This window comes from Saccharopolyspora phatthalungensis (assembly GCF_014203395.1).
Taxonomy (GTDB): Bacteria; Actinomycetota; Actinomycetes; order Mycobacteriales; family Pseudonocardiaceae; genus Saccharopolyspora; species Saccharopolyspora phatthalungensis.
This window is the reverse complement of record NZ_JACHIW010000001.1, coordinates 2,120,281-2,131,634: the sequence shown is the minus strand read 5'-3', so window position 1 is coordinate 2,131,634 and position 11,354 is coordinate 2,120,281. Positions and strand designations below refer to the sequence as shown.

The 11,354-nt window shown below is 69.4% G+C and carries 9 protein-coding genes; 1 reads left to right on the top strand and 8 read right to left on the bottom strand.

Annotated features, from left to right (window positions below; all coding sequences use genetic code 11):
* Window positions 1-47: 47 nt before the first annotated feature.
* The 5 genes from BJ970_RS09470 to BJ970_RS09450 form a co-directional block, all read right to left on the bottom strand.
* On the bottom strand, window positions 48-674 hold the full coding sequence (locus BJ970_RS09470; RefSeq protein ID WP_184725923.1) for a YbaB/EbfC family nucleoid-associated protein: 627 nt from the start codon (window positions 672-674) through the stop codon (window positions 48-50).
* Between the two features lie 87 nt (window positions 675-761).
* Window positions 762-1,175 (bottom strand): type VII secretion target, encoded by a 414-nt coding sequence (locus BJ970_RS09465; RefSeq protein WP_184725922.1) that lies wholly within the window; start codon window positions 1,173-1,175, stop codon window positions 762-764.
* A gap of 19 nt (window positions 1,176-1,194) precedes the next feature.
* Window positions 1,195-1,950, bottom strand: coding sequence for an ESX secretion-associated protein EspG (locus BJ970_RS09460; protein ID WP_246470800.1), 756 nt, complete (start codon window positions 1,948-1,950; stop codon window positions 1,195-1,197).
* A gap of 2 nt (window positions 1,951-1,952) precedes the next feature.
* The gene (locus tag BJ970_RS09455) at window positions 1,953-3,614 is read right to left on the bottom strand and encodes a PPE domain-containing protein (protein ID WP_184725920.1); all 1,662 of its coding nucleotides are present in this window, start codon (window positions 3,612-3,614) and stop codon (window positions 1,953-1,955) included.
* Between the two features lie 55 nt (window positions 3,615-3,669).
* On the bottom strand, window positions 3,670-4,071 hold the full coding sequence (locus tag BJ970_RS09450) for a hypothetical protein (RefSeq protein ID WP_184725919.1): 402 nt from the start codon (window positions 4,069-4,071) through the stop codon (window positions 3,670-3,672).
* Between BJ970_RS09450 and BJ970_RS09445 the strand changes: the two genes are divergently transcribed.
* Entirely contained in the window at window positions 4,070-6,367 is a 2,298-nt protein-coding gene (locus BJ970_RS09445) for an AfsR/SARP family transcriptional regulator (RefSeq protein ID WP_446689085.1), read from the top strand. The genes BJ970_RS09450 and BJ970_RS09445 overlap by 2 nt on opposite strands.
* A 78-nt stretch (window positions 6,368-6,445) precedes the next feature.
* Here BJ970_RS09445 and BJ970_RS09440 read toward each other — a convergent pair whose 3' ends face one another.
* The 3 genes from BJ970_RS09440 to BJ970_RS09430 form a co-directional block, all read right to left on the bottom strand.
* The gene (locus BJ970_RS09440) at window positions 6,446-7,315 is read right to left on the bottom strand and encodes an SGNH/GDSL hydrolase family protein (protein ID WP_312864176.1); all 870 of its coding nucleotides are present in this window, start codon (window positions 7,313-7,315) and stop codon (window positions 6,446-6,448) included.
* A gap of 116 nt (window positions 7,316-7,431) precedes the next feature.
* Window positions 7,432-9,675: an oxidoreductase gene (locus BJ970_RS09435; RefSeq protein WP_312864175.1), complete on the bottom strand. Its 2,244-nt coding sequence runs from the start codon at window positions 9,673-9,675 to the stop codon at window positions 7,432-7,434.
* A gap of 227 nt (window positions 9,676-9,902) precedes the next feature.
* Window positions 9,903-11,210, bottom strand: coding sequence for an IS701 family transposase (locus BJ970_RS09430; RefSeq protein ID WP_184725761.1), 1,308 nt, complete (start codon window positions 11,208-11,210; stop codon window positions 9,903-9,905).
* Window positions 11,211-11,354 lie beyond the last annotated feature (144 nt).

Here is an 11,354-nt window from a genome sequence, read left to right as displayed (position 1 = left end):
CCAGGTGTCCAGTACGGGGAGTCAGGGCGGAAAGTCAGGGGTGGGGGTCAGTCCCGCAGGGGGTCGAAGTCGGGACCGAAGTCGTCGTCCTCGTCTTCGAACCGGGGCCGCCTCGGCTGCGCGGGACGCGCGGTGGGCGGCGCAGGACGCGCCGTGGGCGGCGCGGGAGGAGCCGTCGGCGGCGGTTTCGGAGCCTTCTGCCCATCGTCCTCGACCTCGTCCTCCTGGAGGCCCCACTCCGAGGACTCCGCCGACGATTCGGGCTCCGTCGGCTGCTCGGGAAACCGCTCGCGCAGGTTGTCCAGCATCATCGAGCGCGTTTGCTGGTCCTCGTCGCCGAGGTGCGCGGCCATCGTCTCGCCGACCCGGCTCGCGATGTCGGACTGCGCCCGGTGCATGGTGGCCAGGATCTGCGTGGCGAGCTCGGCCGGCGCCATTGAGCGGACCTTGTCCGTGAACGCCAGGTCCGTCACGCTGCCATCGGCGCGGACGGTCACCTTGATGCGACCATCCGGACTGGCCGCGGTCAGCCGCAGCTGATCGGTCTGCTCCTGCACCTCCTGGTACCGCCGGGCCTTGTCGGCGAACCCCTGCGCCCACTGCTGGATCCGCCGCTCGGCCTCGTCGGGATCCGCCCCGATCGCGGCGAACCCGCCTTGGTTTTCGCCCGGCATTGCGTTACCTCCATCGAACTAAGCTTGGTGATCTGCCCTGGACCCGTCGCGCACCGGTGCCAGCGCCTCGCTTCGAGTTGGCGTGGCTTACTCGGATTCCGGAGCAGCAGTCCCACGGCGAAACCCGGTCATCCCTCCGCCCGCAGGGCCGACGGGCGGCACCCCGCGCAACGCGACCGCGTCGCCGCGCACTTGGACCGCCTCGCGCAACTGGCCGAGCGACTGCGCGCTCCCGTCGTCGGTTTCCGAGTACTGCTCGGCTGTTTTTCGCACGTTGTCCGCAGTGGTGCTGACGCCCTCCTGCGCGGCCCGCAGCGCGTTCATCCCCTCCTCCTCCATCGGGTTGACGATCGGCGGCAGGAACGAGCACAGCAGTCCGTACGCCTCGTCGGACATGCTCACGGTCTCGGCGGCCGAGACCGCGGTAGCCAACCGGTCGGTCAGGCCGTCCAGATGGCTCGCGTGGGCGGTCAGTTCCTCGACGTGGACCTCGAAAGTCATGGCGTTCCCCCTGGGGTGGTCAGTTCGCTGCGGAGACGACGTCGTCAAGGCGGCGCTCGATGCGCTGGTTGTCGGCCGGCGCGATGCTGAGCCAGGAGTCCGCGCTGACCATCAGGTACCGGCCCTGGTGGGTGTCGAACCAGTTGACCAGCGTCGACGCCCGGGTGGACCGGTGTGAGACGCCGAACTGCCCGCCAGCTTGGCGGGTGTTCGCCAGCTCGGTCAGCGTCGCGGCGTCCTGGGCGGACAGCCCCGCCCTGGTCAGCGCCATCTCGTCGTCGAGGTCGCCGCCGAAGGGGTCCTCGTCGTCCTCGTCGAGCGCGTTCGCCAGCAGTTCGTAGGGCAGCGAAATCGCCCGCAACGGCCCGGGTTCGTTGGGCGGCAGTACGCCAACGACCGACGTAGCCAGCGCCGTGGGGCGAATTTCGGTGAACCACAGCTCGTCGGCCACCAGCTGCGCGAGCACGCCGGCACGCTTGTCGACGGCCGCCAGGGCCCGCACCGGCTGCTCGATGTGACCTACCACGTCCACCGAGGTGAGGTGATCCCCGAGCAACCGGAGCAGCTCCGCCAACCTGGAATCGAGCCGGTCCCCCTCCGCGAGGCCGCGATCGGCCACCGCCCGGAACGCCTCGGCGGCGAGTTCGGAGCGCTGCTCCATCGTCGCCCCGAGGCTGGGCACCTCCAGCGGGAACGGAACGCGCCCCAGCCCGAGTGCGCCGTAGATGAGGTCGAACTCGGCGGCGGACAACACGAAGTCCGGCCTGGTTGTCATGGTCATCCCTGGTCCTGCTTCTTCCGCTTGCCTTCGCCGATCACCGGCGGCGGCAACTCGGCGCCCGGGACCTCCACGATCGGCCCGCCCTCGACGTACTTGCTGGTGCGTTCCTTGTCTTCCTCGCCGCTGCGGCCGCGCTGCGCCCCGCCCTGCGACATCCCGCCGCCGCCCGCCATTCCGGCCTGACCGGGGCCTCCGGCCGATCCGCGACCGCCGAATGCGCCCTCGCCGCCGCGGCCGGTACCCGACGCGCCGCCGGGGCCCACGCCGGACGAGCCGCCGGGGCCAGCAGAACCGCCCAGCCCAGCAGGGCCGCCGCGCGAGCCGGCACCACCAGATCCGGAACCACCGCCAAAGCCCGAGCCGGACACGCCGGAACCACCGCCGATGCCCGGGCGCGACGCGCCGGGACCACCGCCGATGCCCGGGCGCGACGCGCCGGGACCACCGCCAGCGCCCGGACCGGAACCACCGCCAATGCCCGGGCGGGACGGGCTGTCGCCGCCCGGTCCGCCGGTTGGCGGGATTTGCGGGACCTGGCCCCGCCAACTTGTGCGCGTCCCAACAATAAAGGGCTGACTGGGCGGACTCCCGCCCGGTCCGCCGACGGGGACGCCGTCTGGCACCTGGTACGGCCGCAGCGGCTGCATCCTGTCGTCGCCAATGTGGGACGGCTGGATATTCGGGACGGAGGAGGGAGTAGTGCTTTGGGGTGACGTATTGCTGGGCGGGCAATCCGCGGGCTGCGGCCCGCCGTGGCGGGTACGCACGGAAGGTGAGTCAGCGACGGTCGGATCTGGTGCCGCGAACGTCCGCGGCGGCGCATCCGGCGAACCGGTGCCGCCCGGACCTGTCTGATCGCCACCGGACCACCCAGAGGGGGAAACCGCGGCCGGTTGTCCGGCCGACGGTGCGTGATCGGCATTCACCCTCGGGTCCAACCGCTGGGGTTCCGAAACGCTGCCCCCTGATTCCGGCGCGGCAGCCGGGGTGGTCCCCTCGTGCCGCGGCGACAAAGGAATGCCCGGCGTGGTTCTGGGCGTGCCTCTGAGCATGGGCGACGTCCGGGTCTGCACTGGGTTCGGCGGGGGCGTGAACCGCGGAGTGTCGCCGTCGATGGTGCGGGACCGGTCCTCCATCCGCGTCATCACTTCGACCGCCTGCTGGTGGGCGGCGGTTGCCCGCTCCTGGACGACCTTCATGTCAGAGCAGGCCTTGGCGAAGGCTTGCAGGTTTCCGGAGGCGAAGGTCACGGCCGCCACGAGATTGAGCGACTGTTGGGCACCCTCGAGCGGTTCGGGCATCTCGGCCTTCGCGGCCTCCATGACCCGGCCCTGCGTCGAGATCCGTTCGGCAAGCGCACCCGCGGTCGTCCCGGCGTCCGAGTTCCACTCGGCCAACTGGTGGATCGCCGCCCGAGCCGAGTCGGCGGCCCGGCCCTGCCACCCCGTCTCGGTGGCCCGCAGCCGCTCCGCCATCAGCTGGGCGGCATCGCCGAACTCACGGCTCAGCTTGTTCCACTCGTCGGCCAGCTGCCCCACCCGGCCGGGTTCGTTTTCGGTGTGCACCGCGTCGTAGAGCTCGCGATGGCTGCGCGAGGCCCAGTTCTGCGTCTCGGTCAGCACGAAGTCAGCATCAGGACCAGCTGTTCCCTGGGTCATGTTCGGCCTCTTCCCCTCGACTGCGGATCGGCGCGTCCGGCGACACCCGGTCCCATCACGTGATCTTCCGGAGGGAGTCCGCCGCGCGCTCGTCGGTCTCCCGGTACGTGCGCATCGCGTCGTTGATGGCGTCGCGCGCCGACTCAAGGACCTCTCGGTAGCGGTTCAGCACTTCGGTGAAGGAGGTCTCGTCGCCGTCCGCCCGGTTGGCGAACTTCGCCGCCATCGCCGTGCCGACCGGGTTCTGCCCGAGCGGCGCGTGCCGGGCGAGGTCCCCGGCCCTGGACAGCCATCCGTCCACTGTGGTCAGATGATCCTCCAGTGCGGCGCGGATCTGCCCGCCTGTTTCCGGATCCAACCCAAGGTTGCGCGATTCCACTGCATGGCGCAGGGAACTGACCGCAGCGACGGAGCGGGCGAGCGCGCGCGACGCTTGCTCCGGTTCAGCATTGTTCATGAAATCCCCCAGACACAAGCATTACGCCGGATATGATCACACCCGCCGCCAACGCTACCCCAACGCCGCACCAACCCCTAGGGGCAGCGGGCGCGCTCACCTACTCACCCGACGGCTTTTCTCGATGAAGGCAAGTAGGATGTTTCTTCCGGATGGCGGGGCGCCGATGCGGATTCGATTGCTTGGATCCGTGGAATTGCTGCGGGCAGACGGAAGCATCGCAAGGATTGGTGCCGCCAAACGGCGTAGCGTATTGGCCTCGTTGGCCCTCAAACTTAATCAGATCGTTTCCGTGGACCGGCTGATCGACGTCGTGTGGGACGGCCAGCCACCGCCCAAAGCAAAAGCCGCGCTGCAGGGCCACGTTGCCCAGCTGCGAAAGGTTCTCGGCGACGGCGTGGAAATCGTCACACGTTCTCCCGGCTATCAGTTGCTCGCGGACCGCACGCTGCTCGACGTGACGAGGTTCGAGGATCTGGTCGCCGAAGCCAGGAACGCCTCCGACGCCGACGCGGTCGAGCTACTGCGCGCCGCGCTGGCTCTGCGCCGCGGTCCGCCCCTGGCCGACGTCCCGGCGGAGCGGCTGCGCCGCGAGGCATCGGCCTGGCTGGCCGAGTCGGTGGTCACCACGGTGCACGAACTGGCCCGGCGGCTGCACCGACTCGGCCACGCCGCTGAGGGGATCGGCCTGCTCCAGGAGGCCGTCAAGATGCAGCCGCTGCGGGAACCTCTGGTGGAACTTCTGGTGCTAAGCCTGCACCAGGCGGATCGGCAGGCCGAGGCGCTCGAGGTCTACCACGACACGCGAACCCGCCTCGCCGACGAGTTGGGCGTCGACCCAGGGGCCGGTTTGCAGCGGGCCTTCCACATCGTGCTCAACGCAGCGGACGAACCGAAACCAGCCGCTGTTCCCTCGCAACTGCCCAGGGAGAACAGGGGTTTCGTCGGACGCGACGCCGAACTTGCGCAGTTGGACAAAACCCGCGACGGCGCGATCGCGATCCTCACCGGGCCCGCAGGCGCCGGCAAGACCGCACTCGCGCTGCGCTGGGCGAACCGGGTGTGCGCGGATTTCCGGGATGGGCACCTGTTCCTCGACCTCCGGGGCTTCGACGAGGCGGAGCCGGTGGAGCCGGGCCAGGCGCTCGGTGGATTCCTCCGCGCGCTCGGTGTGCCCGACGCGCAGGTTCCCGACGACCTCAACGAACGCGCCGCGTTGTACCGCTCGGTGCTGGCCGGCCGCAAGGTGCTGGTGGTCCTCGACAACGCGCGCTCTGCGACGCAGGTCCGCCCGCTGCTGCCCGGCACCTCCGGCTGCGCTGTGCTGGTGTCGAGCCGGAGCCGGCTAGACGACCTGGCGGCCACCGAAGGCGCGGTCCGGGTGCCGGTCTCGGCATTGAGCCAGGATGCGGCGGTCACCGTGCTCAGGCTGGCCCTCGGCGCCGATCGGGTCTCCGCCGAGCCGGAGGCGGCGGCGGAGCTGGCGGAGCTGTGCGATCGGCTGCCGCTGGCACTGCGGATTGCCGCCGCCCGCGCCGCCAGTCATCCGCGCAGCACGGTCCGGTCGTTGGTCGACACCCTTTCCGACGAGCACCACCGGCTGTCCAGGCTTTCGCTGCCGGATTCCGGCACGGGCATCCGCACCGCGCTGACCCGGAGTTACGAGCGGCTCGACGCGGCGTCGGCCCGGCTGTTCCGGCTGCTGGGCGAGCACCCCGGCACCGACATCGACTGCTTCGCCGCCGCCGCGCTAGCGGGCGCCACGGTCCGGGAGAACCAGGGCCGGTTGGAGAGCCTGGTGGCGCTCCACCTGTTGCACGAGACTGGAGCCAGCCGCTACGGGAGGGCCGATTTAGTCCGGCTCTACACCGCCGCGGTCGCGCCGGAGGAGCCCGCAGCCGAACGGGACGCCGCGATCAACCGGCTGCTCGACTACTACCTGCACACTGCGGACCGTGCTCTGCGGTTCGTCACGGATTCGGGATGGCGGCCCAGAATGCGGGTCGCGCACCCACCCGCCGAGTTCCCCGAACTGGCAACGGCGCAGGCGGCACTGAGCTGGTTCCGTGCCGAGGAGACCAACCTGCACCACGCGCTCGCGCTGGCGTCGGCGCGCGGACAGCAGGAACGTACGTGCCGGCTGGCGCTGTGCCTGGAGCGCTTCCACCACCACGTCGGTGATCTCGCCGCGCAGACCGAGGTGGCGCGGCGCGGTCTGGCCGCCGCGCGCGAGCTGGGCAACGCGCGGGCGCAGGAGATTTTCTCCATCCGCATCGGTGAGAACCCGGTCCAGTAGGACGGACCGAGGACGCTATCCCGCACGGCCCAGGCCGAACGGGGCCGCTCGGTGCACAACCCGGCAGAACGACGTTGGTCAGGACGCCGAGTAGGGTGCGGCTTCGGCGACCGCTTCAGCGACGGCTTTCCCGAAGACGCGCATGCCCTTGGCGTTCGGGTGCATCGGGGCCGCCACCGAGGTCGGGAGGATGCCCTCGTAGTACTTGTCCGCCGGTGCCGCGCAAGCGTCGTGGCCCTTGCTCACCGGGCCCAGGTCGACGAACTCCGCGCCGTGGGCCTTCGCCCGCGCACCGAGCATCGCGCTCAATTTGTCCACGTTGGACTGGATGTAGTCCGCATCGCGGGCCCACATCGGTTGCCTCGGGTAGCAACCGCCCGGGCGGACGTAGGTGCCGTAGCCGACGACCATGATCTCGGCGTTCGGTGCCTTGCGCTTGATCTGGGTGAGGACCTCGTCGAAGCGCGGCGCGAGCACCCTGATCCGCTCCGCCAGTTCGTCCCTGCCACCCGCGGTGAACTTGGCCGCGCAGGACGAGCCGATCGGCTCCGGAAACAGGTTCACGCAGGAAACCGCCGCGGGCACCAGGTCGACGTCGTTGCCGCCGATGGTGATGGTCACCAGGTCGGTGCGGGCGCTGAGGGCGTCGTATTGCGGCGGCATGATCCCGTGCTGCCTGCCGCTGAGGTCCGAGATGTCCGCGCCCGAGCAGGTGACATCGGTCAGCTTGGCGCCGAGCAACTCGGCGGCCACCCGCGGGTAGTTCACCCTGGAGCGGAAGCAAAGCAGGTTCGGGTCCGGGTGCGGCGTGAGCGGCCCGGCGGCCGCGGAGTCGCCCATCGCGACGTATTCGAACTCGTCGGCCGCATGCGCGGTGGGCGCGAGCAGCGCCGCCGTCGCGGCGAGAGCGGAACCGAGCTGGGCGAGACGGCCGGGCTGGGATGTCACGCGGACCTCCTGCAAGAGCTGGGAATCGGCCAGCTTGATCTAGCACGAAGAAGTCCTTGTGGCACGCATATTCACCGGATCGCCGAACGACGTGAGCAGATCGGGGCAATCTACTGCTACAACTCCCGGCGCAGGCCCCTCGTGATACCGGCGGCGACCGTGGTGGCCAGGATCCAGCCCGAGGCGATGAGCACCACGGTGATCCACTGGGAATTGCCGTGCGCCTGCCACATCAAGTCATGGCCGAGGTTGACGATCGGCATCAATTGGTCCACTGTGTACAGAAATGGGTTCCACACCGGGTGGTCTTCCGAGTTGATCGGGGTCAGCGGGTGGTAGCTGAACCAGGTGGTGCCCGCCGCGGTCAACAGCATCAGCCAGATCAGCGCGCGCAGCGGGCGAAACCCGTAGCTCACCGTGATCAACTGCAGAAAGCTCCACAGCCGCACCGGTAACCGGAACATCGGGCGGCTGGCCGCCGCGATCGCCTGGTAACGGCGCCGCTGCTTCTCGATCAGCACCGTCACCGCGTGTTCCTCGTTGCCGTTGGCGCGGAACACCCGCGCCAGCTGGTCGTACGGCCCCGGTTGGTACCGGCCCGCCGAATTCGCCCGCAGCCAGCTGAGCCGCTCCAGCACCGCGGCGCGATCGGTCAGCTCGATGGTTTCGGTGAAGCTGTCGTAGGTGAAGTCCTCGACGTCGACCCCGCCGGATGCCTCCCACAGAGCCGAGTTGTCCGCGAGCAGCTCGCACTGCGCCTGCCGGAGCATGATCCGCCCCTGCGGCGCGGCCCCCGGCACCAACGTAAGTTCCTGGGCGACCAGACCGAACGCGTTGATCGCATTGCGGCTGGAGCCGTCGCCGAGCCGGCAGCCCCAGAAGTTCGCCTGCCGCCCGATCTCGGCGCGCCGCAACTGCACCTCGCCTTCCGCGAGGAACGGCCTGCTGCCCGACGCGCACACCAGGTCGCGCGCGATGCGGGCCGCGCGTAAGTCCACAGAGGACTTATAGGCCATCCGGTGACGGTGCCACGCGGGCTTGATCAGGTGCGCCGAGCGCAGATCGACGTTGGCGCCGATCTGGGCGCCCTGCAGCTGCACCGAACCGACGACATCGGCATCCCGGCAGTCCAGATTGCTGCCGACCACGATCCGGCTGGCCTGCAGCACATCGGTGCGCGGGCCGGTCAGCTTCGCCCGGTTCAGCTGGAAGCTGCCGTGCACCCGGACGTCGACCACGCGCACCTGACCGCGCAGGTCGACCCGAGTCGCCTCCAGGTTGCCCAGGATCTCGGTGCCGTCGAGGTGCACCGCGCGCAGTGGTTGCTCGACCGATGCCTTGGCGGACCTTGACCAGCTCAGGTCGATGTGCGCGCCGGACATCCGCAGATCGCCGCCGATCTGCGCGCTGACCATCCGGATCGTGCCGCCGCTGCGGAATCCCTGGTCGATCTGCACGTCGCCGCGGATGTCGCCGCGGTCGGCGACCAGGGTGCTGGTCGGATCGTCGTACTGGGACTCGCCGCGTCGCGGCGGAGCGACGCCGGGCTCCAGTATCGCGTCCCGCAGCCGCAGGTCACCGGCAATGTGCGCGCTGGGCAGGAAGAGCAACCCGGCGACGGTGAACGGCGTCCGGGTGAGCGGGTCAACGTCGCAGCGGAAACTGCCGCCGATCTGGATTCCGTTGGCGTTCAATGCATACCGGCCGCGGTTGCGCAGGGCCGCGCCGGAGAAAGTAACGTTGCCGCCGACCTTCGCACCGGGAATGCGGATCTCGCCGGACACCTGCAGCCGAAGTCCAAGCAGCGCGCCGGAAACCGACAGGCGGTCTGCGTAGATGGCCCGGTGGCCCGGATTACGCAGCTCGCTGTCGTTGAGCAGCAGGGATCCGCCGAGCCGGGCGTCGGCGAGGTCGACGATGCCGCCGATGCTGGTGCAGCTGCGCAGCACGGTGTCGTTGCTGGTGTTGAGGTTCCGCGCGTTGATGCCGGGGAACCGGCAACGCCAGAGCACTAGGCCCGCGATGTTGGCCTGCCGCAGGTCGGGCGCGTGCTCGAACCGGCAGCGGACGAACTCAAGCAGGTAAGGCAGATCGGTGGCGCGCAGGTCCAGGGTGCCGGTGACCACCGCGTCCTCGATCGCGATGACCTGCTGCTGGCCGCCGCTGCGCCGGGCGAACGGCCGCCAACCGGGCTCCTCCAGCGACTCGACCAGGCGGCGGGCGAGGTATTCGCCGCGGATCTCGCGGTCGTGGTGGTGGCGCTCGGCGTGCACGTCCAGCGGCGGACCGGCGTCCTGGAGCGAACGGTCCGCTCTGCCCTGCCTGAGAAGTTCCTCGAATCGCTGCTCAGCAGCGGTCACGGGACCGTTGTTGTCCCACGGCTTGACCGGCACTCTCGCCCCCGAACTCGTCCAACCCGATGATCCACACGCAAGGTAGTCGATCAACTACCTTTGGAACTCTGACGTGTGAAATCAATCCGTGGTTGCGACCCGTTCCGCAGTACACCGAGATGGCCTATACCGGCGCCGTTCCACGTGAAACCTGGGAGATTTCAAGGGAAATCAACCCGCCTGGGGTTTCGGGGTTATGCGGTGGCTGTTGCCCAGGCGTGGTGGACTTGGAGGGTTTCTTGTGGGGTTGGTGGTCGGGGTGGTGTGGGTCGAAATTGTTCGGCGATGAGGACTCGTCGGAGTTTGATGAGCATGTCTTGGTAGGAGGGTTCGGTTTTGGTGGTGTACCAGGGTGCGGTGCGGCGCCGGTCGGTGACGTCGGTGGGGTCGTGTCCTGCTAGGGCGTACCAGAGGTAGACCAGGCTGTAGCAGACGAGTCCGAAGGGCACGGTGCGTTCCACGGCGTGGGGGGTGCGGTTGCGGGCCTGACCGGCACCGAGGTCGTGTTTGGCTTGGTGGAAGGTGACTTCGATGGCCCAGCGGGCTGCGTAGCGTTCGATGATCTGCTCGGCGGGGGTGTCGAGGTCGGTGGTGATCAATGCCAGGTCCCAGGCGCGTCCGTCGCGGCGGGGCCGGCCGTCGTGGACGAGGATGACGCGCGCGTGCTGGCGCAGCAGGATGTGCGGCCACAGGCAGCGGTGTTCCAGCAGGCGGGTGGTCTCGGTGCGGCCGTAGCGGGTCACCGTGACCGTGCGCCAGTGCTGGTGTTCGGCGATCTCGGCGAGGGTGGTCTTGGGGCCTTTGTAGCGGGGCCGGCCGACCACACCCGGGAGGGGTTCGTGGATCTCGTGCAGGGCCGCGTTCGATCTCGGCCGGGTGGTCAAGCTCAGGTGTGCGGGCAGCCCGCGCCAGTGGCGGGTGCCGTAGAAAGCGTCAGCGACGACATGAAACCGGCGCCCGGGTAACCGGGCGGCGAGTAGCTCGATCAACTCACGAGCCTGCTGCGGTTTCGGCGTCCCGCCCGGGCGCCACAGCCGCGCCAGCACGGGCAGGCACACCGGCCTGCGGCTCCATGAGGGGTGCAGGACAAGGCCGGCCACGACCCAGCAATGCCCCCAGCCGGTGGTCTTGACCGGGCTGGGACTGGTGGGGTCGTGATGCCAGGCGGCAGCGTGGATCTTGCGGCCCGACCGGCGAAACAGCGTGTCGTCCACCGCTATCTCGATCACCGCATCGGTATCCAGCAGCCGGTCGACGAGCAGGGCGGCCAGCGTCAGCCCCAGCCGGTCGGCCGACCAGCGGGCCTCGGCGAAAAACCGGTGCGCCCAGTCATGGTGACGCCGCCCGGCCATCCCGGCCGCGGTGAGCATCCCGCACACCGTGCCACGCCCGGTCTGCGTGATCAACCCCGCCACCAGCATGGTGAAGGTCTGAAACGACGGAGCGGTGAAACAGCCCCGGAACGCCTCCACCACAACGGCCAGCGAGGCAGGTAAGGTCACGGGCTGGAGCATCGGCGGCACTCTCTTCTCGGAGACGTGGTAGGAACCGCCGATGCTCCTTTCATGATCACCTCAAGTCACGCCGCCACACCGACCACCACCCCAAAAAACCCGAAACCCTAGAACCCGCCGATTTACCCTGAA